Source organism: Streptomyces sp. NPDC003038 (assembly GCF_040611115.1).
In the GTDB taxonomy this organism is placed as follows: domain Bacteria; phylum Actinomycetota; class Actinomycetes; order Streptomycetales; family Streptomycetaceae; genus Streptomyces.
The window spans coordinates 147,399-174,288 of sequence record NZ_JBEXNN010000004.1; the positions used below are offsets into that span (position 1 = coordinate 147,399).

The window sequence follows — 26,890 nt, forward strand, 5'->3', positions numbered from 1 at the left end:
AGGCCTCATTTTGCAGTTTCGTCGGGCGGACCGGATCGTCTCCGATCCCGTCCCGCCCGCTCGCTCTCGATGATCTCGTTCAGCCAGCGCACTTCGCGCTCTACGGATTCCATGCCGTGACGCTGTAGCTCCAGCGTGTAGTCGTCGAGGCGCTCCCGCGTACGGGCCAGTGACGCGCGCATCTTCTCGAGTCGCTCCTCCAGCCGGCTGCGGCGGCCCTCCAGTACCCGCATGCGCACGTCTCGTTCGGTCTGGCCGAAGAAGGCGAAGCGGGCGGCGAAGGACTCGTCCTCCCAGGTATCGGGTCCCGTATGGGAGAGGAGCTCCTCGAAGTGCTCCTTACCCGCGGCCGTCAACCGGTAGACGATCTTGGCGCGGCGCCCTGCGAGTGAAGCGGCCAGAGCGTCTTCCGGGGCGTTGCCCGGTTCTTCGATCAACCAGCCGTTGGCGACCAGCGTCTTGAGGCACGGATAAAGCGTCCCGTAGCTGAACGCTCTGAACACCCCCAGCGAGGTGTTGAGCCGTTTGCGCAGCTCGTAGCCGTGCATGGGGGATTCGCGAAGCAGGCCGAGGACGGCGAATTCGAGGATGCCTGAGCGCCTGCTCATCCGCCTGCCTCTCCTCCGACTCTGAGTCTTTATACCGAGCTGATGTATCGACTCGATACATCCAGACGATAGAGCGGTGCGCGGCCGACGACAAGGGGTGACATGGTGACCGGCGTCACATCACCGATTCGTACGAAGCGAGTTGCCGGGTTTGGGGTGAATTTCGGCACTGAGCGGCTTTTGGCCGTGCGTAGTCTGTGCGCCATGACACCGGGGGGACCGGAATTCATCTGCCGCTTCCAGGCCACTCGCCTGCCCGAGGAGTAGTCGTTCGATGAGCGAGCACCGCCGCAAACCGCCGCAGCCCCAGGGTGGCGGACGAGCCTCGGCCCGCCGGGCCGCCCAGCAGCGCCCCGGCCGGGGCGCCGACGCCGGCCGCGACGTCCCCACCGCGTCGCCCAGCGGACCCTACGCGGACCAGCCCGCCCACGGCGGACGGGCCGGCGCCCGCCGGGCCGCCCAGCGAGGATCCGCGGGCCGTGGTCGCGGCGCCGGAAGAGCCGGCCGCGGCGCCGGCCGCCCGGACAAGAGGCTGATCAACTACCCGCGGTCGGACAGAGACGGCTGGAAGCGCTTCGTACCGTCCTGGAAGTTCGTCGGCGGCACCGCCCTGGGCTTCTTCGCGATCATCACCGCCGGGACCGGCGTCGGCATCGCCATGGTGAACACGCCCGACCCGAACAAGGCGGCCCAGGCGCAGAACAACGTCTTCCAATGGGACGACGGAAGCCAGATGGTCGCGACCGGCGGCTCGATGAACCGGCAGATCGTGCAGATCGCCGACATCCCCCTCTCCATGCGGAACGCCGTGATCGCCGCGGAGAACGAATCCTTCGAGACGGACAAGGGCGTCGACCCGATGGGCATCGCCCGCGCCGTGTGGAACATGGCCACGGGCGGTTCCACGCAGGGCGGCTCCACCATCACCCAGCAGTACGTGAAGAACAACTACCTGGACTCCGAGCAGACGATCAAGCGGAAGGTCACCGAGCTCTTCATCGCCTTGAAGCTCGGTGTCTCCGAGGAGAAGGACAAGGTCCTCGCGGGCTACCTCAACACCGCCTACTACGGACGGGACGCCTACGGGATCCAGGCGGCCTCCCGTGCCTACTTCGGCAAGGACTGCACGGAGCTGAACCCCTCCGAGAGCGCCTTCCTGGCCGCCGTGCTCAAGGGGCCCAACCTGTACAACCCGGACGGCGGCATCGGCCCGGCGGCTACGCCCGAGTTGAACACGGTCAGGGCGGAGAAGCGCTGGGCCTGGGTGCTGGACCGCGAGGTCGAGGTGGGCCGGATGGACGCCTCGGAGCGGGCGCAGTACACGAAATTCCCGGCGCTCGTCGAGTCCGCGCAGGCCCGCGGCATGTCCGGACAGACCGGCTACCTGGTCGAGACGGCCAAGCAGTACGTGATGAAGACCACGGGCATCACCGCCGAGCAGATGGCCCTGGGCGGCTACACGATCAGGACCACTTTCCAGAAGCCGAAGGTGGACGCCCTGGTCAAGGCCGTCGAGGACACCCGCGACAACTTCCTCGACGAGAAGAAGCGCCCCGAATACGACACGTTCGTCCAGTTCGGCGCCGCGTCCGTGAACCCGAAGAACGGCGCCGTCGTCGCCCTGTACGGCGGACCGGGCTGGGACAAGAAGCACTTCACCAACAACGCCAACACCATCGGCGTCCCGGTCGGCTCGACCTGGAAGCCGTACGTCCTGGCGGCGGCGATGCAGTACGGGACCCAGAACTCGGACGGCCGGGGCCTGGCGGTCGACAGCAAGTACATGGCCAATGACCTGACCGTGATCAAGAACCGGCAGGGCCAGCCGCTGCTCGACGGATCCGGCAAGCCGTTCCGGCAGAAGAACGAGAGCCCCGAGCCCTTCGGGTACGTGACCCTCAACGAGGCGATGGAGAAGTCCATCAACGTGCCCTTCGCCCAGCTCGTCTTCGACGTCGGCCACGCCAAGGTCCGCGAGGTGGCCAAGTCCACCGGCATCCTCGAGGACTCGATGAACCCGAACAACGACGCGTCCTTCGCGCTCGGTACCTCGACCCCGAGCGCCATCCGGATGGCCAGCTCGTACGCCACCTTCGCCGCCTCCGGTACGCACTACGAGCCGTACTTCGTGACCCAGGTGGAGAAGGACGGCGACGAGGTGCCGGGCTTCGACCGCACCAAGCCCGAGAAGGCCATGGACGACTCCATCGCGGACAACGTCACCAAGGTCCTGGAGAACGTCGTCCAGAACGGCACGGGCAAGAAGGCCAAGGCACTGGAGCGGCCCGCCGCGGGCAAGACCGGTACCACGGACGAGAACAAGTCGGCGTGGTTCGTCGGCTACACCCCCGAGCTGTCCACCGCCGTCACCCTGTTCCGCACCGACCCCACCTCGGCGGAGAAGAAACTGATCTCCATGAACCGAGTGGGCGGCACCGACTCCATCCACGGTGGTGACATCCCGGCCGCGATCTGGACCGAGTACATGCGGGAAGCGCTCAAGGGCACCCCCGTCACGCGCTTCCCGGAGGCCGAGGACATCGGCGTCATCGCGGACGAGGTCGGTGCGCCCTCGCCCACGCCCTCGGCGGTCCCCACGCCCTCGGCGCCGCCGTCCACGCCACCGCCGCCGAGCTCCCCTCCGCCGTCCTCCCCGTCCCCGACCAAGGGCGGCAAGCCGTCCTGCAAGCCGTGGGAGCTGTACTGCGACCCGGAGGACGCCTCGCCCAGCCCGAGCCCCGGCGCCGACGGCGGAGCCACCGGAGAGCCCTCACCGACGAACACGGCACGACCGGGCCGCCCGGGCGCCACGGAATGGCCGTCCGGCTTCCGTACCGAGTGACCACAGCCGGTCGGTACGGCCGGCCGGCTCAGCCGGCCGACACGCCCCGCCATGCGAGCTGACGAAGGCCGTCGCACCCCCGTGCGACGGCCTTCCCCCATGTCCCTTCCCGTACGGCAGGATGAGCGCATGACGAAGGTGCACGAGGACCGCCCCGTACTGCCCACCCAGCAGGACGAGGTCGCCGCAGCAGGCAGTGAGCTCATCGGCGGCCCGCTCGGCCGCCATGCGCGGCTGGGCGGCCACTGGCTGGGCCCGGTCCGGGTCGTCGTCCTCGTCGCCATCGGCATGTTCGCGCTGGGCATGGTGCAGAAGCTGCCCTGCTACGACTGGGCGTGGTTCCAGGGAGCGGGCTCGCAGTACACCCACGCCTGCTACTCCGACATCCCGCACCTGTACGCGGTACGCGGATTCGCCGACAACCTGACGCCCTACTTCGACCGGCTGCCCGGCGACATGGAGTACCTGGAGTACCCGGTGCTCACCGGACTCTTCATGGAGATCGCCTCCTGGATGACGCCCGGCAGCGGCTCCATGCAGCACCGCGAACAGATGTACTGGATGGTCAACGCGGGCATGCTGATGGTCTGCGCCGCGGTCATCGCCGTGTGCGTCGCCCGTACCCACCGGCGCCGGCCCTGGGACGCGCTCCTCTTCGCCCTCGCGCCCGCCTTCGCACTCACGTCGACGATCAACTGGGACCTGCTGGCCATCGCCCTGACCGCCGCCGCGATGCTCATGTGGTCCCGCGGCCGGACGGTGCTCTTCGGCGTCCTCGTCGGCCTGGCCACCGCGGCCAAGCTCTATCCCGTCCTGCTGCTCGGGGTGCTGTTCGTGCTCTGCTGGCGGGCCGGTAAGTGGCGTGCCTTCGGCGCTGCCGCCCTCGGCGCGGCCGGCGCCTGGCTCGTGGTCAACCTGCCCGTCATGTACCTGGCCTGGGAGGGCTGGACGAAGTTCTACACGTTCAGCCAGGAACGGCCCATCGACTTCGGCTCCGTGTGGCTGCTGATCTCCCAGCGCTCCGGGAACCCCCTGGACGGGGCCAACACGTACGCGACCGGGCTGACGCTGCTGCTGTGCGCGGGAATCGGCCTGCTCACGCTGACCGCCCCGCGACGGCCGCGCTTCGCGCAGCTCGCGTTCCTGGTCGTGGCCGTCTTCATCCTGGCCAACAAGGTCTACTCGCCGCAGTACGTGCTGTGGCTCATTCCGCTCGCCGCTCTGGCCCGGCCGCGCTGGCGGGACTTCCTGATCTGGCAGGCCGGCGAGGTCCTGTACTTCCTCGGCATCTGGTTCTACCTGGCCTACACGACCAGCGGCGACAAGCACCAGGGCCTGCCGACCGAGGGCTACCAGCTGGCGATCGCCGCCCACCTGCTGGGCACCCTCTACCTGTGCGCGGTCGTCGTCCGCGACATCCTGCTGCCCGAGCGGGACGTCGTACGACGCGACGGCTCGGACGACCCCTCCGGCGGTGTCCTGGACGGGGCGCAGGACGTGTTCGTGCTGTCGGACGCGGCGAGGGCGCCGCAGTACGCGACGCCCTCGGAGGCACAGCGGGTCGACTGGGGCACGGGCCCCAGGGACTGACCGGGCCGGCCGGTCCCAGGACGGCTCAGGCGTCCAGCACCCGGTCGAACTGCGTGGTGGTGTGGCGCAGGTGCGCCACCAGCTCGTCGCCGACCTTCGGCTCGGTGGCGTCGGACGGCACGAACAGGATCGACACCTGCATGTGCGGCGGCTCCGCGAACCAGCGCTGCTTGCCCGCCCACACGAACGGCGACAGGTTCCGGTTGACCGTGGCCAGGCCCGCCCGGGCAACGCCCTTGGCGCGCGGCATCACGCCGTGGAGGGCCTTGGGGGCCTCCAGGCCGACGCCGTGCGACGTACCGCCGGCGACCACGACCAACCAGCCGTCGGAGGCGGCCTTCTGCTGCCGGTAGCCGAATCGGTCGCCCTTGGCGACGCGCGTGACGTCGAGGACCGCGCCGCGGTACTCGGTCGCCTCGTGGTCGCCCAGCCACAGCCGGGTGCCGATGCGGGCCCGGAAGCGGGTCTGCGGGAACTGCTGCTGAAGCCGCGCCAGTTCCTGGGTCCGCAGGTGGCTGACGAACATCGTGTGCAGCGGGAGCCGGGCCGCGCGCAGCCGGTCCATCCAGGCGATGACCTCCTCGACGGCGTCCGAACCGTCCGGGCGGTCCAGCGGCAGGTGCAGGGCGAAGCCCTCCAGCCGGACGTCCTCGATCGCCGCGTGCAGCTGGCCCAGGTCCTGCTCGCAGACGCCGTGACGGCGCATCGAGCTCATGCACTCGATGACCACCCGGGCGCCGACCAGGCCGCGGACCCCGTCCACCGAGGACACCGAGCGGATGACCCGGTCCGGCAGCGGCACCGGCTCCTCGCCGCGCCGGAAGGGGGTGAGGACGAGCAGGTCGCCCCCGAACCAGTCCTTGATGCTGGCGGCCTCGTACGTCGTTCCGACGGCCAGGACGTCGGCGCCCATCCGGGTCGCCTCTTCGCAGAGCCGCTCGTGGCCGAAGCCGTAGCCGTTGCCCTTGCAGACCGGGATCAAGCCGGGGTACTGGTCCTGGATCTGCTTCTGGTGCGCACGCCAGCGCGCGGTGTCGACGTAGAGCGTGAGCGCCATGCCCGTCCGGAACCTCTCCTGAATGGCTGCGTGGTGCAGCGGTGCGTGGGTGGGTGGGGTGGGGGTGAGGTCAGCGGCGCGACATGTAGATGTCGAGCGCCTTGTGCAGCACCTTGTTGAGCGGGAAGTCCCACTCGCCGACGTACTCGACTGCCTCGCCGCCCGTGCCGACCTTGAACTGGATCAGGCCGAACAGGTGGTCGTTCTCGTCCAGCGTGTCAGAGATGCCGCGCAGGTCGTACACGCTCGCGCCGAGCGCGTACGAGTCGCGCAGCATGCGCCACTGCATCGCGTTCGAGGGCCGCACCTCGCGCTTGTGGTTGGCGGAGGCGCCGTACGAGTACCAGACGTGCTGGCCGACGGTGAGCATCGTGGCGGCGGCCAGCGGCTCCCCCTCGTGCTGGGCGATGTAGAGCCGCATCCGGTTGGGGTCCTCGGAGTTGAGGGCCGTCCACTGGCGCTGGAAGTAGCTGAGCGGGCGCGGGCGGAACTTGTCGCGCTCGGCCGTGATCTCGTACAGGTGCTGCCAGGTCGGCAGGTCGTCGTAGCCGCCCTGGACGACCTCGACGCCGGCCTTTTCGGCCTTCTTGATGTTGCGGCGCCACAGCTGGTTGAAGCCCTTGAGGACATCGTCCAGCGAGCGGTTGGCCAGCGGGACCTGGAAGACGTAGCGGGGCTGGACGTCGCCGAAACCGGCGCCGCCGTCCTCGGCCTGCTGCCAGCCCATGCGGCGGAGCTTGTCGGACACCTCGAAGGCGCGGGGCTCGATGACCGAGGCCTCCACGTCACGCAGGCGCTTGACGTCCGGGTCCTGGATGCCGGCCTTGATGGCGGCCGAGTTCCAGCGGCGGATGACGACGGGCGGACCCATCTTCACGGTGAAGGCGCCCTGCTGCTTGAGGTGCGCCAGCATCGGCTGGATCCACTCCTCCAGATTGGGGGCGTACCAGTTGATGACGGGGCCCTCGGGCAGGTACGCGAGGTACCGCTTCACCTTGGGCAGTTGCCGGTACAACACGAGCGCGGCGCCGACGAGTTCACCGGATCCGTCGAACCAACCGAGGTTCTCCGAACGCCACTCGTTCTTCACGTCGGCCCACGCCGGGACCTGGCAGTGGCTAGCCGAGGGCAGACTCTGGAGATAACCCAGATGCTGCTCTCGGCTGATGGTCCTCAGGGACAGGCTCATGCGGGGCGTCTCCTCCGGCGGCTTCGCTGGCTATGGCGCGAAGCCTACTGCGACAGGGGCGCCACCCATCTGGGGGACGGGCCGGACCCGGGCCGGTGAGAGGCCGGCGCCCTGTCGCGGAGGTCGCCCGGTCAGCCCAGCCAGCCGCCGAAGAGGCCTCCGTGGGCCATGCCGAGGAAGAAGCCGACACCAGCGGCGCCAAGGCCGACGATCAGCGCGAAGCGCTCGCGTGTCGTGACGGAGATGAACTGTCCGTAGGCGCCGCTCAGGATCCCGATCAGACCGGTCCACGAGCTCAGCAGGTGCAGGTGGTCGAAGAACCCCGTGACGAACGCCACGGCGCCGAGGATCAAGGTGACCGCCACCAGGACGTCCTGCAGCGGGTGGGGCTTGCCGTCGGTCGCGAGCAGGGAGATCGAGGACTGGGGTCGCATTGCCTGTGCCATCGGAAGGCACCTCCTGGCTGAAGCAGAGCGGTGCTGCGGGCCGCCTCCGGCGGGAGCCGGGGGCATAGCACCGAGCACACCCGATGGATACAGATTGTGGCCCCCTCCCGCCGGATTTCAACCGGAAGGAGCCGAGCAGGTAGTCTGTACGGTCTGCGCGGTGTCTGCTCTTGGACGCCGTGCGTACGCATCACGACCCTCCTGCCACGGATCGACCGTGGCCGCTGAGTCCAAAGGAGGTGGGTTCCACATGCGTCACTACGAAGTGATGGTCATCCTCGACCCCGATCTCGAGGAGCGCGCTGTCTCCCCGCTGATCGAGAACTTCCTCTCCGTCGTCCGTGAGGGCAACGGAAAGGTCGAGAAGGTCGACACCTGGGGCCGTCGTCGTCTCGCTTACGAGATCAAGAAGAAGCCCGAGGGCATCTACTCGGTCATCGACCTGCAGGCCGAGCCTGCGGTCGTCAAGGAGCTCGACCGGCAGATGAACCTGAACGAGTCGGTTCTCCGGACCAAGGTCCTTCGCCCCGAGACCCACTGAACTTCGGTTCAGCGGTAATCGGGATCGAGTAGCCCAGCAGCCCAGCAGCAATCCCCGCCGAGAGGTTCATCCATGGCAGGCGAGACCGTCATCACGGTCGTCGGCAATCTCGTCGACGACCCCGAGCTGCGCTTCACCCCCTCGGGTGCGGCGGTCGCGAAGTTCCGTGTCGCGTCCACTCCCCGCACTTTCGACAAGCAGACCAATGAGTGGAAGGACGGCGAGAGCCTGTTCCTGACCTGCTCGGTCTGGCGTCAGGCGGCGGAGAACGTCGCGGAGTCCCTTCAGCGGGGCATGCGCGTCATCGTGCAGGGCCGGCTGAAGCAGCGGTCCTACGAGGACCGTGAGGGTGTCAAGCGCACGGTCTACGAGCTGGACGTCGAGGAAGTCGGCCCCAGCCTCAAGAACGCCACGGCCAAGGTCGCCAAGACCACCGGTCGCGGCGGTCAGGGTGGATACGGCGGCGGCGGTCAGCAGCAGGGTGGCGGCGGCAACTGGGGTGGAGCCCCCAGTGGCGGTGCCCCGCAGGGCGGCGGAGCTCCCTCCGACGACCCGTGGGCGTCCAGCGCGCCGGCCGGCGGCCAGCAGCCGCAGGGCGGCGGGGGCGGCTGGGGCGGAAGCTCTGGCGGCACCGGCGGCTCCGGCGGTGGCTACTCGGACGAGCCGCCCTTCTAGGGCAGCTCGCATCCCCACTTCTTGATCACACAGGAGAGACACAATGGCGAAGCCGCCTGTGCGCAAGCCTAAGAAGAAGGTCTGCGCGTTCTGCAAGGACAAGACCGTGTACGTGGACTACAAGGACACGAACATGCTGCGGAAGTTCATTTCCGACCGCGGCAAGATCCGTGCCCGCCGCGTCACCGGCAACTGCACGCAGCACCAGCGTGACGTCGCCACGGCAGTGAAGAACAGCCGTGAGATGGCGCTGCTGCCCTACACGTCCACCGCGCGATAAGGAAAGGGTGACCGACTAATGAAGATCATCCTGACCCACGAGGTCTCTGGCCTCGGTACCGCCGGCGATGTCGTCGACGTCAAGGACGGTTACGCTCGCAACTACCTGGTCCCGCGTGGTTTCGCGATCCGCTGGACCAAGGGTGGCGAGAAGGACGTGGCGCAGATCCGCCGCGCCCGCAAGATCCACGAGATCGCGACCATCGAGCAGGCCAACGAGTTCAAGGCCAAGCTCGAGGGCGTGAAGGTGCGTCTGGCCACCCGTTCGGGTGACACCGGCCGCCTCTTCGGCTCCGTGACCCCGGCCGACATCGCCACGGCGATCGAGGCTTCCGGTGGTCCGAAGGTCGACAAGCGCCGCGTTGAGCTGGCGTCCCCGATCAAGACCCTCGGTTCGTACCAGGTCTCCGTGCGTCTGCACGCCGAGGTCGTCGCGAACCTTGGTGTCGAGGTCGTCGCCGCCTAAGTGCTGCACACGAAGGGCCGCACCCCGCTGGGGTGCGGCCCTTCGTCGTTGCCCGGGCGGGCGGACGTTTCACGTGAAACATCCGCTTCCCCGTGTGATGTTTCACGTGAAACACTCCCCGGCCGCCCAGGGGAGACGTCCTTCTCAGCGCGTGGCTCCGGCGATCAGCCACCGGCCCGAGCGGGCGCGCAGCTGGAGGGTGACCATGCGGACCAGCATCATCAGCGTCATGGCCCACCAGAGCGTCGTCAGGCCGCCGCCCACGGTCGGGACGAGCAGCGCGGCCGGGGCGAACACGGCGAGCGTCAGCAGCATCGCCCAGGCCAGATAGCGGCCGTCGCCCGCACCCATCAGGACCCCGTCGAGGACGAAGACGATTCCGGAGACGGGCTGGGAGACCGCCACGACCAGCAGAGCGGGCAGCAGGGCGGCTTCGACCGCAGGATCGCTCGTGAACAGCGGGATGAACACCGGTCTGGCCAGGACGACCAGCAAGCCGAGCACGGCCCCCGCGGCGATGCCCCACTGCACCATGCGGCGGCAGACGGCCTTGGCGCCGTCGGTGTCGCCGGCGCCCAGGTAGCGGCCGATGATCGCCTGGCCGGCGATCGCGATGGCGTCCAGGGCGAAGGCGAGCAGACTCCAGAGGGACAGCAGGATCTGGTGGGCGGCGATGTCGGCGTCGCCGAGCCGCGCAGCCACGGCGGTGGCGATCATCAGGACGGCGCGCAGGGACAGGGTCCGGACCAGCAGGGGCGCGCCGGCCTGGGCGCAAGCCCGGATACCCGCGGCGTCCGGCCGCAGTGAGGCGCCGTGCCGACGGGCGCCGCGTACGACCACCACGAGGTAGGCGGCCGCCATGGCGCACTGGGCGATGACCGTGCCCCAGGCGGACCCGGCGATGCCGAGGCCCGCGCCGTAGACGAGGACCACGTTCAGGGCCGCGTTGAGGGTGAAGCCTCCGACGGCCACGTAGAGCGGGGTGCGGGTGTCCTGGAGGCCGCGGATCACACCAGTGGCGGCCAGCACCATGAGCATGGCCGGGATGCCGAGGGCGGAGATCCGCAGGTAGGTGATCGCGTAGGGAGCGACGGTGTCGGAGGCGCCGAAGAGCGAGATCAGCCAGGGCGCCGCGGGCAGCACCACGGCGACGACGGCCGCGCCGAGCAGGAGGGCGAGCCAGATGCCGTCCATGCCCTGCCGGATCGCCGCCTGCAGGTCTCCGGCGCCGACCCGTCGGGAAACGGCGGCGGTGGTGGCGTAGGCGAGGAAGACGAAGACGCTCACGGCGGTGGTGAGCAGAGCCGCGGCGATGCCCAGGCCGGCCAGCTGGGGGGTCCCGAGGTGCCCCACGATGGCACTGTCGGCCATTAGGAAGAGGGGTTCGGCGACGAGGGCCCCGAAGGCGGGGACGGCGAGTGCGAAGATCTCCCGGTCGTGCCGTCTCGGGGCAGCCTTCGGTGCGGTGGGGGCCTGAGTCATGTGCTCAATCTAATCTTCCACAGGTAATGGACACAACTCCCCAGAGGTCCTTACTGGGGCGCTGACTTGCGCGTTCTCCGCACCCCATTGGAGGTGATCTTGAGACAGTGGCCAATATTTTTCTGCCCCGCCGTCTCAGGGATAAGAAACCGCAGGTCAGATGGGTGTAAGGGCGGGGCGGGTGATTTTGTCCACAGCGTCGTCCCCCGGTCCGTGCACAGCTTCGGGTGAGTTACCCACAGCATTGGCGCCGTCGTCCACATCTCATCCACACAGCCTGTGGATAACAAGATTGGCTGACGCCGCTCCCGGCTCTACCGTGGTGCGTTGCCCGACTCGGCCACAGCCGACTCGGGTGCCCCAAATGTCAGAGCCGTGTCGTAGGAAGAGTGACACGGCGAGGTCCGCGTTGCGGACGGGAGGAGGCGGCCCGGTGAGCATGCCCGAGCCCATGGACGACCCCTGGGCCGACAGCGGTCCAGGTGACCGTCTGCCCGCCCGTTCGCGCCGGAACGGTGAAGGCCGGGGCCGCGGGGACGAACAGCACGGCCGGGGCCGCGAGGACGGCTCCTGGGACGGCGGTGGTGGTGGCTTCGAGCGCGTCCCCCCGCAGGACCTCGACGCCGAGCAGTCCGTGCTCGGCGGCATGCTGCTGTCCAAGGACGCCATCGCCGACGTGGTCGAGGTTCTCAAGGGCCACGACTTCTACCGTCCTTCGCACGAGACGATCTACCAGGCCATCCTCGACCTGTATGCCAAGGGCGAGCCGGCCGACCCGATCACCGTCGGCGCGGAGCTGACCCGGCGCGGCGAGATCAGCAAGGTCGGCGGGGCCTCGTACCTGCACACGCTGGTGCAGTCCGTGCCGACGGCGGCGAATGCCGAGTACTACGCGGAGATCGTCCACGAGAGAGCCGTCCTGCGGCGCCTGGTCGCCGCCGGTACGAAGATCACGCAGATGGGTTATGCGGCCGACGGAGACGTCGACGAGATCGTCAACAGCGCCCAGGCCGAGATCTACGCCGTCACCGAGCAGCGGACGTCGGAGGACTATCTGCCGCTGGGCGACATCATGGAGGGCGCCCTCGACGAGATCGAGGCGATCGGTTCCCGCAGCGGCCAGATGTCGGGCGTGCCGACCGGTTTCACGGACCTCGACTCGCTGACCAACGGCCTGCACCCGGGCCAGATGATCGTCATCGCCGCCCGCCCCGCGATGGGCAAGTCCACGCTCGCGCTGGACTTCGCCCGGGCCTGTTCCATCAAGAGCAACCTGCCGAGCGTGATCTTCTCCCTCGAAATGGGGCGCAACGAGATCGCGATGCGTCTGCTCTCGGCGGAGGCCCGGGTCGCCCTGCACCACATGCGCTCGGGCACGATGACCGACGACGACTGGACCCGGCTGGCCCGCCGGATGCCGGACGTCTCCGCCGCCCCGCTGTACATCGACGACTCCCCCAACCTGTCGATGATGGAGATCCGGGCCAAGTGCCGTCGGCTCAAGCAGCGCAACGACCTCTCGCTCGTCGTCATCGACTACCTCCAGCTGATGCAGTCGGGCGGCTCGCGCCGTCCCGAGAGCCGCCAGCAGGAGGTCTCGGACATGTCGCGAAACCTGAAGCTGCTGGCGAAGGAGCTGGAGGTCCCCGTGATCGCGCTCTCCCAGCTGAACCGTGGTCCCGAGCAGCGCACCGACAAGAAGCCGATGGTCTCGGACCTCCGTGAGTCAGGTTCGATCGAGCAGGACGCGGACATGGTGATCCTGCTGCACCGTGAGGACGCCTACGAGAAGGAGTCGCCCCGAGCGGGTGAGGCGGACCTGATCGTGGCGAAGCACCGTAACGGTCCGACGGCCACGATCACGGTGGCCTTCCAGGGCCACTATTCGAGGTTCGTGGACATGGCCAACACGTAGCATCCGGCCATGTAGGTCTGAGCGCCGTCCCGGAATTCGAGTTGGTACGTGTTGTCGTCGCGCAGCAACACCTGGACATACCAGCTGCCCTCCTCCACGCGCTCCAGGATCAGTGCGCGTTACCGCGCTGGAGGTTGGCCAGCATCCTGCCTATCGCTGGCTTCGAGGGCTTCTTCACTACGCGGCCCGCCTCATCAGTCGCAATCAGCCTGGCGTGATCCTCCGACACGGCTCTGACATTGCCCCGGCGAGGAGACAGAGCATGTTGTCATCATGGGCTGGTGACGACATGGATACGTTGCTATTGGGACGAGGAAGACGTCTGGTTCTACTTCGAGGTCGACGCCGAAAGTTGGGTGACCCGGCAGATCGAGCTCGAAGGGCCTGAGCTGACGCCGATCGCAGCCGCCTCCCTCGCCGAATGGCAGCAGGCCCACGACACAGGCCGGCTCGACGAGTACGACAACAGGTTCGGGATCACAGCAGAACTGCCCGTCTCCGAGTGGGAAGGCCACGATCCGGAGCATCTGACCTCTGACGAGTTCGAGGAAGTCTGGGGCCTTGCCCGTCGGCAGATCGCATCCCGGCCCAGCTGACCTCTCGGCCCCGCGGAGGCTTCTTGGCATCATCTCGACATGACTCCGACCCTTCCTCACACTGTCCGAGCCGTCGACACCGCTCAGCTCCTGGACCTGGCCCAAGAGGCCGCCATGCACGGCTTCAGCCAGCGCCTCCCGGTCGACTGGCTCCAAGAACACCTTGCCGCAGAGGCGACGCACTACCTGTTCCCTACGCTCGTGCAGCGGCTTACGCACCGTCCCGAGGTGCCGCTGCAATGGAGGTGCCAGCAGCTGCTGGCAGTCAGGACCGGCGAACAGATCTGGGGTCTGCTCGATGTCCTTCCCGACACCTTCGACAAACTTCCGGAGACCTTGGACACGGCGTCCAAGAAGGACATCGTCAGCCGCATCGAGCGAGCAGTGACCCAGCGTGAATGGGTGGAACGGATGGCTGCTGATGCATGTTCGTGAGGCCCCTGGGCAGCGGTGCAGCCTGCTGGACAGTCTGAGGAAATGACACCGATCTGAGACAGCCGCCGGCCGACACGTCGTGAGACTGAAGGGGAACGTCCAAGTCACAGCGTCGGCGCATGACACCGAAAGTGAGAACCTACAGGCCATGGACGAGCTCTCTGAGGACCTGGAACTTCTCCCTGCGACCCGCAGGGCTTTGAGGCACCGGCTGGCCGTCGCGCAGAGCGAAGGCAGGGCGCCTTCGGTGGTGGCGGCCGTCGCGCGGGGCGGATCGATCGTGTGGGAAGGCTCTCGTACCTCGGTCGCGGGCCATGGGCGCGACGGGAACGTGCAGTACCGGATCGGCTCGATCACCAAGACCTTCACCGCCGTTCTCGTCATGCGGCTGCGGGACGAAGGGCTGTTGGACCTGGCGGATCCGCTGGACAAGCATCTGCCGGGGTCTGGCGCCGGTGAGGTGACCATCGGACAGCTGCTGGCTCACACAGGCGGGCTGGCCGCGGAGACCCCCGGCGAGTGGTGGGAACGCACCCCCGCCTCCCTGCGGCCGAAGCTCGCCGACGTGCTGGGCGAGGAGCCGTTCCGGCACCCGCCGGGCAGCAGGCACCATTACTCCAACCCGGGTTACACCCTGCTGGGTTCGCTCGTCGAGGCGCTGCGGGGGAGGCCGTGGGAGGCGGTGCTGCGCGGCGAGGTACTGGTACCGCTCGGGCTGGACCGTACGAGCGGGCTGCCGCAGGCCCCGCATGCGGGCGGCTGGGCGGTGCATCCCTGGGCGGACGTCATGATGCCGGAGCCGCTGGAGGATCTGGGGCTTATGGCTCCGGCCGGTCAGCTGTGGTCCACCACCAGGGACTTGGCGCGGTTCGGGGAGTTCCTGCTGCGCGGCGACGAGCGGGTGCTGAGCGCGCGGACGGTGAGGGAGATGCGTACGTCGGCCGCGCCCCCGGAGCCGGGCTTCGCCGAGTTCGGGTACGGACTCGGGATGCAGCTGATGGCCCATGACGGGCGCCGACTGGTGGGGCACAGCGGCTCGTTGCCGGGTTTCCTCGCGGGGCTGTGGCTGAGCGAGGCGGACGACCTGACGGCGGTGGTTCTGGCGAACTGCACGTCCGGACTGCCCTCCGCGGCGGTCGCGGCGGATCTGGTGGCGATCGTGGCGGAGGCCGAGCCGAAGTTCCCGGAGCCGTGGCGGCCGTTCCAGGAGGCCGATCCGGTGGCGCTGGAGCTGTGCGGTCCCTGGTACTGGGGCACGGGGCCGTATGCGGTGCGGCTGACGGCGGACGGGCTGCTGGAGCTGGGGCCGCTCGGCGTGACGGGGCGCGGTGCCGCATTCGCGGCGGACGGCGAGGGCAACTGGACGGGCCTGTCCGGCTACTACGCCGGTGAGACGCTGCGGGCCGTGCGCCGTGCGGACGGCTCGGTGAGCCACCTCGACCTGGGCTCCTTCGTGTTCACACGCGAGCCGTACGAGGCCGGGGCCCCGGTGCCCGGCGGGGTGGACCCGCAGGGCTGGCGGGGCGTCGGGTAGCTGCTGCGCTCAGGCGACGAGTTCGCGCTCCAGGGGGGTGCGGAAGCGCGGGGTGATGCGGGCGTCGCACACCCAGTCGGCGAGGCGGGCGGCCTCGGCGGTGATCGCCTTCTCGGCGTCGCGGCCGGGGCTGCCCAGCAGCCGCCAGACGATCTCGCCGTCGGCGCGCTGGGCCCAGCCGCCGACGATCTCACCGTTCCACCACACGGTGGGGCCGATGTTGCCGGCGTAGTCGAAGAGCGCGGGCCGGTGGGCCGGGTCGAGGTGGAAGCCGCGGTCCGCCCAGCCCATGCCGCTGGGGTCGAGGCCGGGCAGTAGGGCGGCCCAGGGCTCCGGGGCCGGTTCGGGCGCGGTGTCGCCGGGGCTGACGAGGGCGGTGGTGTCGTCCTCGAGGCGGACTTGGTCGGGACCCGCGGCGGCGAGGGCCTTGCGTACGTCGGTGAGGGTCCAGCCGGTCCACCACTTGAGGTCGGCCTCGGTGGCCGGTCCGTAGGCGTGGAGCCAGCGGCGGGCGATCTCGGCGCGGGCCTCGGCGGCGGGTACGGCGGGCCAGGGTTCGGTGTGGACCCAGCGGTACTGGCTGGAGATCCATGAGCCGCGCGGGCGGTCGCGGCGGATCCGGCCGTCGGCGGCCAGGAGGCGGATGACCCGTGTGGCGACGCCGGTCTGTGTCTCGTACTTCTTGCCCCGGCCGACGGTGATCTTCTGGCGCAGGGCCGGTACGGCGGCGGACAGCTGGCTGCCGGTGCAGGGGCCGAGGGTGTCGAGGGCATGCAGCGTGGCGGTCTCGGCCTCAGCCAGCCAGGCGGCATCGAGGCCCTGGCCGTCTTCCTCCAGGTGCTTGAGGAGGCTGCGGCGCTCCTTGACGGCGATGCCCCGGGCGGTGGAGGCGTCGACATGGGGGGCGAGTTCGGTGGAGACGGCGAAGAGCGTGTTGCGCATGCTGAGCAGCCGCACGAGGCTGACGTCCTCGTAGAGGGACCGCTCGATGACGTCGGGGCCGCCTTCGGCGAGCCGGGCGCGGACGGAGAGGAAGATCGTCGCGGCGTCGGTGGCGTGCAGGGCGACGACGGAGTCCGCCGCCTCCGGCACGGTGGCGGCGTGGGCCGAGGGGGCCAGGCGGTGTCGCCGCCCGAGCCGGTGCCGGCGTTCCACGGCGGTGATGAGAGGCAGGCGGGTGCTGAGGCTGGATCTCATCTCCCGATCGTAGGCCGGACCGCTGACACAGCGGCCCGGCCGCGGGGGCCGGTCAGAGCTGCAGCTTGAACCCGACGTGGGAGGCGGTGAAGCCGAGCCGCTCGTAGAAGCGGTGCGCGTCGGTCCGGGTCACGTCGGACGTGAGCTGGACGAGCCGGCAGTCCTGGAGACGGGACTGCTCGATCGCCCATTCGATGAACCGGGTGCCCAGACCGCTTCCGCGTTCGTCGGCGTGGACCCGGACGCCTTCGATGAGGGAGCGGGTGGCCCCCATGCGGGAGAGTCCGGGGATGATCGTGAGCTGGAGGGTGCCCACGACCCGGTCCGCGCGGACCGCGACGACCAGGTGCTGATTCGGATCGTCGGTCAGGCGCTGAAGGGCCGCGAGGTACGGGGTGAGGTCATCCGGGGATTCGCGGGTCGCGCCGAGGGGGTCGTCGGCGAGCATGGCGACGATCGCGGGGAGGTCGGCCTCGGTGGCAGGGCGGATGGCGGGCTGGGCGGTATCGGTCATGGTGGGTGATCTCTTTCTCAGCCCGCTGCCACGGTCAGTGGTGCCCAGCGCCGGGTCCAGTCACCGGGCAGACCGGGGATGTCGCGGGTCATGACGGCGTTGAACGCCACGGAGGCCAGGCCGCGGTCCTTGAGCCAGGCGATGAGTTCCTCGTGGCGTACGTCGACATCGGTGCGCAGCGGGCGCTCGGTGGTGGCGGCGAGGGCGGTGACGAGCGTCTGGGCGCCGACGGTGTCGCGGGCGATCAGCGGGCCGATGACGTGGGTCTCCATGTTGGGCCAGAGGGCGGCGTAGCCGACGATGTCGCCGTCACCGTCCTCGGCGACGATCAGCCGGTCCGCGAAAGCGGGAAGCCGCGTGATCATGTGGGTTCGATCGGCGCCGAAGACCTCGGTGTCCAGGCTGAGGATCCGCGGGAGGTCCGCGGCGATGGCCGGCCGAACGCGCACGGACTCGCTGACGGCAGTGGCGCTGGGGTCGGGGAAGAAGGCGCCCTTGAGCATTTCGGCGCGGCCTGTGGTCTCGAAGCCCAGTGACTCGTAGAGGGGGCGGCCGTAGGGGGTGGCGTGCAGGGTGAGGGAGATGCCCTTGAGGACGTCGTCACAGATGTGGGTCATCAGGCGGCGGCCCAGGCCCTGGCGGGCATAGCGGTCGGCGACGAGGACCATCCCGATGGCGGCGAGCTCCGGTTCGGTGTGGGTGTGGCCGTAGCGGGTCACCACGCAGACCGCGGCGAGGCCCTGTCCGTCGGGGGCGTCGATGCCGTAGCCGTTTCCGGCTGCGAGGAGCAGTCCCCATTTGTGGTTCTCGCGAGGCCAGCCGCGGTCTTCGGACAGATCGGCGCAGCGGTGGAGGTCGTCCATGGTCAGTGCGCGGACCGGAAGTTCGGTGAAGTGTGGTGGTGTCACCGGATCAGACTGGATCACTGGCCGGGGGCCGTCCAGAGGATTTGGCGGCCGATGTTTCACGTGAAACATCGCGCAGCTCCTCTGGAGCCTCCCTGTTTCACGTGAAACATCTGAAGTGATCCGTGGAACCGGGCCGATGTTTCACGTGAAACAAGCCGCTTGGGGCGAAGCGGGCGGGCTAGCCTCGACGGTTATGACCCTCCTGCACCTCTTCGACCTGGACGGAACGCTCATGTACGGCTCGGCCGCGCCGGTCGAGATCTCGCGCCAGCTCGGGCTCAGCGCGGAGATCGCCGAGCTGGAGCGGGCCTTCGGCGCGAGGGAAATCGGGCCGCAGCAGTTTTCGGTGGCCGCGCACGCGCTATGGGCGGAGCTGACGCCCGCGCACGTCCGGGCGGCGTTCGACGGGTCCCCGTGGCTGACGGGTATTCGTGAGGTGTGGCAGGAGATCCGCGAGCGCGGGGACTACTGTGCGGTGATCTCGTTGTCGCCGTCGTTCTTCGTGGAGCTGCTCCTGGAGTGGGGGGCGCATGCCGCCCACGGGTCGGTCTTTCCGGAGGTGCCGTTCACACGGGCCGTGGAGGTGGGCGGGATCCTGACGCCCGAGGCCAAGGTGACGGTGGCCGACCGGCTGTGCGCGGAGTTCGGGGTGGCCCGGGGCGACTGCGTCGCGTACGGGGACTCGATGACCGACTCGGTACTCTTCGAGGCCGTGCCCGTGTCGGTGGCGGTCAACGCCCGGCCGTATCTCGCGAAGCGGGCGACACATGTCTACGAGGGCCGGGACCTGCGGGAGGCATACCAGCTCGTAGGCCCGGCAGGGGGAGTTCAGGCATCTTAAGAGGAAACCGGGTCCCAAACGCGGGCTTCCCGGTTTTCCCCACAGCTCTCTGGGCAGGCTGGCACGCTGTGTAGCCCGGAACCACGGATTCGAAGACCGTGGCGTGTGCAGACCGACCCAGATGTTCGAAGCGAGGCACCACATGGACGCTCCGCCCACCAGACCGGCCCGGATACCCTCCGGGGGCGGTGCGACCGAGCCCTCCCCGGATGCCGTGCTCATCCGCCGGACCCTTGCGGAGATCGCACCCGTCGCCGACAAGGTGACCTCGTACTTCTACGCGCTGGTGTTCACCAGGCACCCGGATCTGCGGGGCATGTTCCCCGCCGCCATGGACGCACAGCGCGACCGGCTGCTCAAGGCGCTGCTGACTGCCGCCGAGCACATCGACGATCCGGAAGTACTCACCCCCTACCTGCGTCGGCTGGGCACCGGGCACCGCAAGTACGGGACCATGGCGGGGCACTACCCGGTGGTGGGTGAGGCCCTGCTCGGAGCGCTGGCCCGGTACGCGCACGGCACTTGGGGCACGGAGACGGAGGCCGCTTGGGTACGGGCGTACACCGCGATTTCCCAGATCATGATCGATGCGGCTGCCGAGGACGAGGTGAAGGCCCCGGCCTGGTGGCACGCGGAAGTGGTCTCCCACGACCTGCGCACCCCTGACATCGCGGTACTGACGGTCCGCCCCGACCAGCCCTATGCCTTCCTCGCGGGCCAGTACACGAGCCTGGAGACCCCCTGGTGGCCTCGGGTGTGGCGGCACTACTCCTTCGCCTCGGCGCCGCGCGCCGACGGACTGCTGTCCTTCCACGTCAAGGCCGTCCCGGCCGGCTGGGTCTCCAACGCACTGGTACGCCACGCCCGGCCGGGGGACGTGCTGCGCCTCGGCCCGCCCGCGGGGTCGATGGTGGTGGACCACACCACGGACAACGGGATGCTCTGCCTGGGCGGCGGCACCGGGATCGCCCCGATCAAGGCCCTGATCGAGGATGTGGCCGGTCATGGTGAACGGCGCCCCATGGAGGTCTTCTTCGGGGCGCGCAGTGACAACGACCTGTACGACAAGGACACGCTGCTGGGGTTGCAGCGCTCGTATCCGTGGCTGTCGGTGCGCCCGGTGGTCGGCGACGGACTGGCCGGTCAACTGCCGCAAGCGGTCGGTGAACACGGGCCGTGGAGTTCGTACGACGCGTTCGTATCGGGTCCGGCCGCCATGATCCGCAGCGGTGTGGACGAGCTCAAACGGATCGGCATTCCCGGCGACAGGATCCGCTACGACGCCGTGGAGGAGCTGGCGGGCATCGCCGTCTGAGACCGGCGGGGCGACCACCCGTCTCCGGCGTGAGGGCATGGCCGGCCCAGGTGTGCGGCGGCTGGGCCCAGGGCCGTCACCCCAGGTCGGGAGCGTGCATGGCACGGACGCCCTCGATGTTGCCGTCGAGGTAGTGCCGCAGGGACAGCGGAACGAGGTGGACGGCGGCGATGCCGACCCGGCTGAAGGGCACGCGGACGATCTCGTACTCCCCCTGGGGCTCATCGATCTCCGGGCCGTGCCGCTGGCTGGGGTCCATCGATTCGAGGTGGCAGACGAAGAAGTGCTGCACCTTCACGCCGGTCACGCCTCCGTCGGCGATGTGCTCGACGGTGTCGACGAAGCAGGGCACCACATCGGTGATCTTCGCGCCGAGTTCTTCGTGGACTTCTCGGTGGAGGGCGTCGACCACGGTGGCGTCCGTGGGTTCCACACCCCCTCCGGGCGTCAGCCAGTAGGGATCCACGCCGGGCTTGGTGCGCTTGATGAGGATCAGGTCGTCACCGTCGAGCAGGATCGCGCGGGCGGTGCGTTTGACCACTGGACGTTCGGTCATGGGGGAAGAGTGGCCCACGACTCCGCTTCTGAAACGCTCCGCGGCCCGCGAATGGGTGGGCTCACCAGTGCGCAGCGGCCCGCAGGTCGGAAGTGACCACGGCGGGCGCGACGCGGCCCGCATGGGCCGGCTGTCGCGGCCGACGGCCGGGAGCGGCGGTCCCAGCCACCAGGGGGGAGGCTCGGACCGCCTTTGCCCGGTCTGTTCAGCTGGCGCCGGCTGCGGATTCAAGGGCCCGCAGGACGTCCGCGACCAGGTCTTCGGTGTCCTCGGCCCCGGCCGAGAAGCGGATGAATCCCTCCGGCACGGCGTCGCCGCCCCACCGTCCCCGCCGCTCGGCGGTGGACCGTACTCCGCCGAAGCTGGTGGCGTCCTCGACCAGGCGCAGGGCGGTCATGAAGCGTTCCGCATGCGCGCGGTCGGGCAGGGTGAAGGAGACCACCGACCCGAAGCCCCGCATCTGGCGGCGGGCCGTCTCGTGGGACGGGTCCGCGGGCAGGCCCGGATAGCGCACCCCGCTGACGTCGGCGCGGTCGGCCAGCGTCTCGGCGACGGCCAGCGCGTTGGCCCACTGGCGCTGGGCGCGCAGCTGGATGGTGGCCAGGGAGCGGTGGGCGAGCCAGGCTTCCATCGGCCCCGGGATCGCGCCGACGATCTTGCGCCACCGGCGGACGCGGGCGGCGAGCTCCGGGTCGCGGCAGACGACGTAGCCGAGCAGCAGGTCGCCGTGGCCGGTCAGGCCCTTGGTGCCGCTGGCGACGGAGAAGTCAGCGCCGAGTTCCAGGGGCCGCTGGCCGAGCGGTGTGGCCAGGGTGTTGTCGACGGCGACCAGCGTGCCGCCGGCGTGCGCGGCGTCCACGAGGCGTCGTATGTCGCACACGTCGAGCCCCGGGTTCGAGGGGGTCTCGATCCACAGGATCCGGGCCCCTTCAACCACCGCGAGCTGGGCGTCGTCGCGTGTCGGAGCGGTGGGTACACGGATTCCGTACGCCCCCAGCTGCTCCCGCAGCAGAGGCAGTGCCTGGTAGCCGTCGTCGGGCAGGGCGACGGTGTCACCGGTGCGCGCGTGGGAGAGGAGGACGGCGGAGATCGCGGCCATGCCGGAGGCGAAGACGATCGTATGTACGTCCTGGCCGGGGGCTTCCAGTTCCCCGATGGCCTTTTCGAGCAGGGTCCAGGTGGGGTTGGTGTCGCGCCCGTAGGTGTACGGGCCTTCGACGTCACCGGGGAGGTGGAAGTGGGCTGCGAAGACGGGTCCGGGCAGGGGCGGTTCGTTCTTGACGGGCTCGGGCAGCCCGGCGCGGACGGCCAGGGTTCCGTCTCCGAGCCGGCCAAGCCCGCCCGGGCCGGCCGCTCCCGCTGCTCCGTGGCCCGGGCCGTCGTGATGGCGTTCGTGGTCGTGGTCGTTCACGCGGTGTGCTCCTTCACAGCCTCGCGTACGGCGTCGGGCGGGCCGGCGCTGTCCACGGCGATCAGGCCGGCGAGACCGGCCTCGGCCACCCGGGCGCGGAAGACGGACTCGGCCATGGGAGAGCGGCAGATGTTGCCCGTGCGGACGAAGCACACGCGGTACATGGGCGGGCCGTTCAGTTCTTGTCGGGCAGGACCATGTTCACGGCCCAGGAGACGATGGAGATGATCAGGCCGCCGACGACCGCGGTCCAGAATCCGTCGACGTGGAAGCTGAGGTCGAGCTGCTTGGCCAGCCAGGAGGTCAGGAGCAGCATCAGGGCGTTCACGACGAGGGTGAACAGGCCGAGTGTGACGATGAACAGCGGCAGCGAGAACAGCTTCACCACGGGCTTGACGATGAAGTTGACCAGCCCGAAGACCAGCGCGACCAGGACCAGGGTGAGGGTCCGGCGGCCCATGCTGCTGCCGTCGTCGAGGGTGATGCCGGCGAGCAGCCAGATGGCGACGGCCAGGGCTGCGGCGTTGGCGAGCGTCTTGACTACGAAATTCGTCATGTGTCTGATCGTGGCAGAGAAGATCCCCGTGGGACATCGGCAGATCCGCGGATGCCACGACGAAGACCGAGTACGAGGGGCACAACGACGATGAAGGCCTTCCGGCTGGACGAGCTCGAAGCGGAGCGCGTCGCCAATGACGGCGCCTATCTGCAGTTCCTGCGCGAACGGAACATGTCGGTCGGGCTGTACGCGCTCGACGCCGGGCAGAGCGACCCGCAACAGCCGCACGGCCAGGACGAGGTGTACTTCGTCGTGAGCGGCCGGGCCTCGATCACGGTCGGGGAGGAGACGACGACGGTGGCGCGCGGCAGCGTGGTCTACGTCCCGGCGGGCGTGCCGCACAAGTTCCACCACATCGCGGAGGACCTGAGGGTGATGGTGGTGTTCTCCCCGCCGGAGGGCTGAGCGGGGTCTGCCCCCTAGGGGGTGGATCAGGGGACTCCGGGGGCTCGCGGGTCCCCGCCCGGGGCCGTGGCCTCCTAGCATCGAGAGCAGGAAGTCACGGACGAGGAAGAGGTTGAGGACATGGACGGGATCCGACAGATATTCGCTGGCATGCCCTGGTGGGTCAAGTGGGTCGCCGTTCCGCTGCTCGCGCTGTTCGTCTTCGGCGGGGTGATCACCAGCATCCTGGGCGCGCTCATCGGGTTCGTCTTCAAGCTGCTCCTCTTCGTCGCCCTGGTCGGCGGCCTGATCTTCCTCGTGAAGAAGGTCAGCGGCGGTTCGAAGTCCTCCTCCGAGGGGTGGTAGGCAGCCCTCGGAGGAGGCCCCCGCATGGGGCCACAGGCTCCGCGTTGGCCCAGGCGAGGGAACATGACGTACGAAACCGCCCACACCACGGGAACCGGTGGATAGAGTGGCAATCTGCGCCGTTCCCTGGGCACCGTAAGCTGGTACTACCGCTCTGACCTGCGGTTACATCGAGCAGTCGCAGAGTACGACCCCCAGGAGCCACGGCATGCGCGGGGGCGGCCCCCGCAGGGCGGGCCTCCCCACGGGCTCGCCGCCACGCCTGGGGGTGAGCTTTGTCTTCGGTTCACAATGCCGGTGTGCCGACTCTGATCGGTTCGGTACAGAGGGCGTTGAGGCTCCTCGAAGCGGTGGGCTCCCATAGCGAGGGAGCCCCGGCGAAACAACTGGCGCGTGAGGCAGGGGTCCCGCTTCCCACCGCGTACCACCTGCTGCGCACCCTGGCACATGAGGGCTACCTGCGCCGGGAGAGGGGAGTCTTCGTACTGGGCGAGGCCGCTGGACGGCTCGTCGGCGGCGGACTCCAGCAGAAACGTCGCAGCATGATCCTCGACTCGCTCTCGCACGTCCGCGACGCGGTCGAGGCCCCCGTCTACTTCGCGGTCTACCGCGAGGGTGAAATCGCGGTAGTCGGTGTCTCGGACACCACGGCCAGCCCGGCCTGCCAGGAGTGGGCCGACTTCCGTGAGACCGGCCATGCACACGCCATCGGCCAGTGCCTGCTCGGCCAGCTCGACGAGAAGACGCGCAAGGACTACTACGACCGGCATCCGGTCGTGGCGATCACTCCTTACACCGTGCCGGATCTGCGCTCCCTGGAGCAGCGGATCGGCTCACTCGGCCGGATGCAGCCTGTTATCGAGCGGCAGGAGTATGCCCTGGGAACGGTGTGCGCGGCGATCCCGATCACACTGGGTGACGTCGCCGCGACCATGGCGCTTTCTCTCCCTCTGCACCAGGAAAACCGATTGCCCCATGTGGTTGGTCGGCTGCGGAGTGAAGTAGGCGCGCTGTTGGGCACCCTCTCGTTCTCTATCAGTATCTGAAAACTCACTCCTTGTGATCTGCTAGCGCTTCCACCACTCTTGTCAAGAGGGCCCTGGGGGATCATTCCTGGCCACTTCCACTACAGCGGGGTAGTCAATGCGCGAGTCGGTACAGGCAGAGGTCATGATGAGCTTCCTCGTTTCCGAGGAGCTCTCGTTCCGGATCCCGGTGGAACTCCGTTACGACGCTCCGGATCCCTACGCAGTCCGCCTGACCTTCCACCTTCCGGGAGACGCGCCCGTCACCTGGACGTTCGGCCGGGAGCTCCTCCTGGACGGCATCAACAAGCCGTGCGGTGACGGCGACGTGCACATCGCCCCCACCCATCCCGAGGAACTGTCGGATGTCCACATCCGGCTACAGGTCGGCGGCGACCGGGCCCTGTTCCGTGCCGGCGCGGCGCCGCTCGTGGCGTTCCTCGACCGCACCGACCGCCTGGTTCCGCTCGGTCAGGAGCGGAACCTGGGCGACTTCGAGGAGAACCTCGACGAGGCACTCGGCAAGATCCTGGCCGAATCGCGGCAGAACGAGCAGAACGCCGGCTAGTACCGCCATCGACCGGACGATGGCCTCTGACGATCGGCAGACCCGACGGAGCGCGCCGATACGCTGAGCGCCGCGTTCGGCACCCCCTCAGACCGGCACCGCGCCCGAACCGGCCACCGGCGCCTGCCTCCCGCTCCCTTGAAGCACGCCCTTCAGCGCTTGCGCCGCCGGCCCCGGCCGCCGCGGACCGGCCCCGAGGCCGGTGCGCCGACCGGGGATCCCGGCCGATCGGCGGAAACCACCAGAGCCGCCAGCGCCGTCGTCACCGGGACCGAGGCCACGAGCCCGATGGAGCCCACGAGGGTCCGTACGATCTCCTCGGCGACCAGCTCGCTGTTGGCCACCGAACCCATGCTGCTGTTCGCGATCGAGAACAGCAGCAGCAGGGGCAGCGCGGCGCCCGCGTAGGCGAGCACCAGGGTGTTGACCACTGACGCGATGTGGTCCCGGCCGATCCGGATCGCCGCCCGGTACAGGGCCCGAGGTCCCATCGACGGGTCCGCCTGGTGGAGTTCCCACACCGCCGAGGTCTGGGTGACCGTCACATCGTCGAGGACGCCCAGCGATCCGATGATCACGCCCGCGAGCAGCAAACCGCTCATGTCGATGTCCGGGTAGAGCCCGTGGATCAGCCCGGTGTTGTCGTCGGTGTTGCCGCTGAGGAAGGCCCAGTCGATGAACAGCGAACCCAGCAGCCCGATCAGCAGCAGTGAGATGAGTGTGCCGAGTACGGCCACCGAGGTACGGGCGGTCAGGCCGTGGCACATGTACAGCGCGATGAGCATGATGGCGCTGGCCCCGACGACCGCGACGACCAGCGGGTTGGAACCCTGCAGGATGGCCGGGAGGATGAAGAGCGTCAGCACGCCGAAACTGACGACGAGCGCGATCAGTGCGAACAGTCCGCGCATGCGGCCGACGAGGACGACCGCCACGGCGAAGATGCCGGCCAGCAGGGCCATCGGGAACTTGCGGTTCACGTCGATCACGGAGTACTGGAGATCACGGGGCGCGTCCGGCGCGTACGCGACCACCACCTCCTGGCCGTTCTCCAATTGCCGTGGCGCGCCCGGCTGGACGATCTCGACGAAGGTGCGGCCCTTGTCCGGTCCGGTGCCGACCGCGACGGTGGCCTTCTTGCACTCGCCGGTCTGCGCGGCCTGGGCCTCGCGGCCCTCGGGGGTGGTGGTGTCCCCGGTGGGCGGTACCTGCGAGGCGTTCACGGATTTGCAGTCGACCTGCACGAGCGAGACGACCTTGCCCTGCTGGGTCTGTCGGTCGAAGCCCACGCCCGTGCGGTCGTGGTCGGGGGTACCGCCCGGCCAGAGCACCGCCATGCCGATGACGACGGCGGTGGCGAAGGGGATCAGTACGGCCGCGATGACCTTGCGCAGGTGCTTGGAGACGGGGGCCGCCGGGCCGTGGCTGTGGCTGTGGGAATGGCCTGGGGCATGCCCGGGGCCTGAGTGTTCGTGGCCGGTGTGGCCAGTGGGCTCAGTGGGCTCGTTGGGGGGCTGCGGCGAGGACGTCACCGGCCGATCATCGCAAGAGATGAGGGGGCCCACTGTTCAGCACGCCACAGATGACGCTA

At 69.1% G+C, this 26,890-nt stretch carries 29 protein-coding genes; 16 read left to right on the top strand and 13 right to left on the bottom strand.

The features are described 5' to 3' along the window. Positions 1-5: 5 nt before the first annotated feature. Positions 6-608 carry a helix-turn-helix transcriptional regulator gene (locus ABZX75_RS07240; protein ID WP_355408757.1) on the bottom strand — a complete coding sequence of 201 codons (603 nt, stop codon included), beginning with the start codon at positions 606-608 and terminating at the stop codon, positions 6-8. Between the two features lie 274 nt (positions 609-882). On the opposite strand from ABZX75_RS07240, the gene ABZX75_RS07245 reads away from it, so the two are divergent. Next, a complete protein-coding gene (locus tag ABZX75_RS07245) occupies positions 883-3,450 on the top strand; it encodes a transglycosylase domain-containing protein (RefSeq protein WP_355408759.1) in 2,568 nt (855 codons plus the stop codon). 129 nt (positions 3,451-3,579) lie between these two features. Next, positions 3,580-5,040 carry a glycosyltransferase 87 family protein gene (locus tag ABZX75_RS07250; RefSeq protein ID WP_355408761.1) on the top strand — a complete coding sequence of 487 codons (1,461 nt, stop codon included), beginning with the start codon at positions 3,580-3,582 and terminating at the stop codon, positions 5,038-5,040. A gap of 25 nt (positions 5,041-5,065) precedes the next feature. Here the strand turns inward: ABZX75_RS07250 and ABZX75_RS07255 are convergent, their stop codons facing one another. The 3 genes from ABZX75_RS07255 to ABZX75_RS07265 all read right to left on the bottom strand — a co-directional run bounded on the left by ABZX75_RS07255 (position 5,066) and on the right by ABZX75_RS07265 (position 7,732). Continuing rightward, positions 5,066-6,097 carry an alanine racemase gene (locus ABZX75_RS07255; RefSeq protein WP_355408763.1) on the bottom strand — a complete coding sequence of 344 codons (1,032 nt, stop codon included), beginning with the start codon at positions 6,095-6,097 and terminating at the stop codon, positions 5,066-5,068. A gap of 70 nt (positions 6,098-6,167) precedes the next feature. Further along, complete coding sequence (locus ABZX75_RS07260) at positions 6,168-7,286, bottom strand: peptidoglycan bridge formation glycyltransferase FemA/FemB family protein (protein WP_355408765.1); 1,119 nt, start codon at positions 7,284-7,286, stop codon at positions 6,168-6,170. Between the two features lie 131 nt (positions 7,287-7,417). After that, on the bottom strand, positions 7,418-7,732 hold the full coding sequence (locus ABZX75_RS07265) for a hypothetical protein (protein ID WP_355408767.1): 315 nt from the start codon (positions 7,730-7,732) through the stop codon (positions 7,418-7,420). 250 nt (positions 7,733-7,982) lie between these two features. Here ABZX75_RS07265 and rpsF point away from each other — a divergent pair, with 250 nt between their 5' ends. From rpsF to rplI, 4 genes are all read left to right on the top strand, one after another. Then, entirely contained in the window at positions 7,983-8,273 is a 291-nt protein-coding gene (rpsF, locus tag ABZX75_RS07270) for a 30S ribosomal protein S6 (RefSeq protein WP_004950685.1), read from the top strand. Positions 8,274-8,345: 72 nt separating this feature from the next. Beyond that, complete coding sequence (locus ABZX75_RS07275) at positions 8,346-8,948, top strand: single-stranded DNA-binding protein (protein WP_355408769.1); 603 nt, start codon at positions 8,346-8,348, stop codon at positions 8,946-8,948. A 43-nt stretch (positions 8,949-8,991) separates the two neighbouring features. Continuing rightward, positions 8,992-9,228: a 30S ribosomal protein S18 gene (gene rpsR, locus ABZX75_RS07280; RefSeq protein WP_003956534.1), complete on the top strand. Its 237-nt coding sequence runs from the start codon at positions 8,992-8,994 to the stop codon at positions 9,226-9,228. 18 nt (positions 9,229-9,246) lie between these two features. Then, the gene (gene rplI, locus ABZX75_RS07285) at positions 9,247-9,693 is read left to right on the top strand and encodes a 50S ribosomal protein L9 (RefSeq protein ID WP_355408771.1); all 447 of its coding nucleotides are present in this window, start codon (positions 9,247-9,249) and stop codon (positions 9,691-9,693) included. A 144-nt stretch (positions 9,694-9,837) separates the two neighbouring features. Here rplI and ABZX75_RS07290 read toward each other — a convergent pair whose 3' ends face one another. Beyond that, the gene (locus ABZX75_RS07290; RefSeq protein WP_355408773.1) at positions 9,838-11,175 is read right to left on the bottom strand and encodes an MATE family efflux transporter; all 1,338 of its coding nucleotides are present in this window, start codon (positions 11,173-11,175) and stop codon (positions 9,838-9,840) included. Positions 11,176-11,626: 451 nt separating this feature from the next. Between ABZX75_RS07290 and dnaB the strand changes: the two genes are divergently transcribed. The 4 genes from dnaB to ABZX75_RS07310 all read left to right on the top strand — a co-directional run bounded on the left by dnaB (position 11,627) and on the right by ABZX75_RS07310 (position 15,655). Continuing rightward, a complete protein-coding gene (dnaB, locus tag ABZX75_RS07295) occupies positions 11,627-13,090 on the top strand; it encodes a replicative DNA helicase (RefSeq protein WP_355409088.1) in 1,464 nt (487 codons plus the stop codon). Positions 13,091-13,371: 281 nt separating this feature from the next. Beyond that, complete coding sequence (locus tag ABZX75_RS07300) at positions 13,372-13,686, top strand: hypothetical protein (protein WP_355408775.1); 315 nt, start codon at positions 13,372-13,374, stop codon at positions 13,684-13,686. A gap of 39 nt (positions 13,687-13,725) precedes the next feature. Continuing rightward, entirely contained in the window at positions 13,726-14,121 is a 396-nt protein-coding gene (locus tag ABZX75_RS07305) for a hypothetical protein (protein WP_355408777.1), read from the top strand. A 148-nt stretch (positions 14,122-14,269) separates the two neighbouring features. Further along, a complete protein-coding gene (locus ABZX75_RS07310) occupies positions 14,270-15,655 on the top strand; it encodes a serine hydrolase domain-containing protein (RefSeq protein ID WP_355408779.1) in 1,386 nt (461 codons plus the stop codon). 9 nt (positions 15,656-15,664) lie between these two features. On the opposite strand, the gene ABZX75_RS07315 is transcribed toward ABZX75_RS07310, so the two are convergent. Genes ABZX75_RS07315 through ABZX75_RS07325 form a run of 3 tightly spaced genes read right to left on the bottom strand, consistent with a single transcriptional unit; the run spans position 15,665 to position 18,229 of the window. Beyond that, the gene (locus ABZX75_RS07315; protein ID WP_355408781.1) at positions 15,665-16,852 is read right to left on the bottom strand and encodes a winged helix DNA-binding domain-containing protein; all 1,188 of its coding nucleotides are present in this window, start codon (positions 16,850-16,852) and stop codon (positions 15,665-15,667) included. Positions 16,853-16,904: 52 nt separating this feature from the next. Continuing rightward, positions 16,905-17,366 carry a GNAT family N-acetyltransferase gene (locus ABZX75_RS07320; RefSeq protein WP_355408783.1) on the bottom strand — a complete coding sequence of 154 codons (462 nt, stop codon included), beginning with the start codon at positions 17,364-17,366 and terminating at the stop codon, positions 16,905-16,907. Between the two features lie 17 nt (positions 17,367-17,383). Continuing rightward, positions 17,384-18,229 (bottom strand): GNAT family N-acetyltransferase, encoded by an 846-nt coding sequence (locus ABZX75_RS07325; protein ID WP_355409090.1) that lies wholly within the window; start codon positions 18,227-18,229, stop codon positions 17,384-17,386. 238 nt (positions 18,230-18,467) lie between these two features. Here ABZX75_RS07325 and ABZX75_RS07330 point away from each other — a divergent pair, with 238 nt between their 5' ends. Both ABZX75_RS07330 and ABZX75_RS07335 read left to right on the top strand, forming a co-directional pair. Beyond that, the gene (locus ABZX75_RS07330; protein WP_355408785.1) at positions 18,468-19,115 is read left to right on the top strand and encodes an HAD-IB family phosphatase; all 648 of its coding nucleotides are present in this window, start codon (positions 18,468-18,470) and stop codon (positions 19,113-19,115) included. A 121-nt stretch (positions 19,116-19,236) separates the two neighbouring features. Continuing rightward, complete coding sequence (locus ABZX75_RS07335; protein WP_355408787.1) at positions 19,237-20,430, top strand: globin domain-containing protein; 1,194 nt, start codon at positions 19,237-19,239, stop codon at positions 20,428-20,430. 76 nt (positions 20,431-20,506) lie between these two features. Here the strand turns inward: ABZX75_RS07335 and ABZX75_RS07340 are convergent, their stop codons facing one another. From ABZX75_RS07340 to ABZX75_RS07355, 4 genes are all read right to left on the bottom strand, one after another. Beyond that, complete coding sequence (locus ABZX75_RS07340; RefSeq protein WP_355408789.1) at positions 20,507-20,986, bottom strand: NUDIX hydrolase; 480 nt, start codon at positions 20,984-20,986, stop codon at positions 20,507-20,509. Between the two features lie 205 nt (positions 20,987-21,191). Beyond that, on the bottom strand, positions 21,192-22,397 hold the full coding sequence (locus ABZX75_RS07345) for a cystathionine gamma-lyase (protein ID WP_355408791.1): 1,206 nt from the start codon (positions 22,395-22,397) through the stop codon (positions 21,192-21,194). After that, positions 22,394-22,561, bottom strand: coding sequence for a hypothetical protein (locus tag ABZX75_RS07350; protein ID WP_355408793.1), 168 nt, complete (start codon positions 22,559-22,561; stop codon positions 22,394-22,396). The genes ABZX75_RS07345 and ABZX75_RS07350 overlap by 4 nt, the downstream gene beginning before the upstream one ends. A gap of 11 nt (positions 22,562-22,572) precedes the next feature. Continuing rightward, a complete protein-coding gene (locus tag ABZX75_RS07355) occupies positions 22,573-22,953 on the bottom strand; it encodes a phage holin family protein (RefSeq protein WP_355408795.1) in 381 nt (126 codons plus the stop codon). A gap of 90 nt (positions 22,954-23,043) precedes the next feature. Between ABZX75_RS07355 and ABZX75_RS07360 the strand changes: the two genes are divergently transcribed. The 4 genes from ABZX75_RS07360 (at position 23,044) to ABZX75_RS07375 (ending at position 25,299) form a co-directional block, all read left to right on the top strand. Continuing rightward, positions 23,044-23,361: a cupin domain-containing protein gene (locus tag ABZX75_RS07360; protein ID WP_355408797.1), complete on the top strand. Its 318-nt coding sequence runs from the start codon at positions 23,044-23,046 to the stop codon at positions 23,359-23,361. A 120-nt stretch (positions 23,362-23,481) separates the two neighbouring features. Continuing rightward, entirely contained in the window at positions 23,482-23,706 is a 225-nt protein-coding gene (locus ABZX75_RS07365; protein WP_355408799.1) for a DUF5326 family protein, read from the top strand. A gap of 299 nt (positions 23,707-24,005) precedes the next feature. Then, the gene (locus ABZX75_RS07370; RefSeq protein ID WP_355408801.1) at positions 24,006-24,752 is read left to right on the top strand and encodes a helix-turn-helix domain-containing protein; all 747 of its coding nucleotides are present in this window, start codon (positions 24,006-24,008) and stop codon (positions 24,750-24,752) included. 97 nt (positions 24,753-24,849) lie between these two features. Next, positions 24,850-25,299 carry an SsgA family sporulation/cell division regulator gene (locus ABZX75_RS07375; protein ID WP_355408803.1) on the top strand — a complete coding sequence of 150 codons (450 nt, stop codon included), beginning with the start codon at positions 24,850-24,852 and terminating at the stop codon, positions 25,297-25,299. Positions 25,300-25,451: 152 nt separating this feature from the next. Here ABZX75_RS07375 and ABZX75_RS07380 read toward each other — a convergent pair whose 3' ends face one another. After that, complete coding sequence (locus ABZX75_RS07380; protein WP_355408805.1) at positions 25,452-26,864, bottom strand: YibE/F family protein; 1,413 nt, start codon at positions 26,862-26,864, stop codon at positions 25,452-25,454. Between the last annotated feature and the right edge of the window lie 26 nt (positions 26,865-26,890).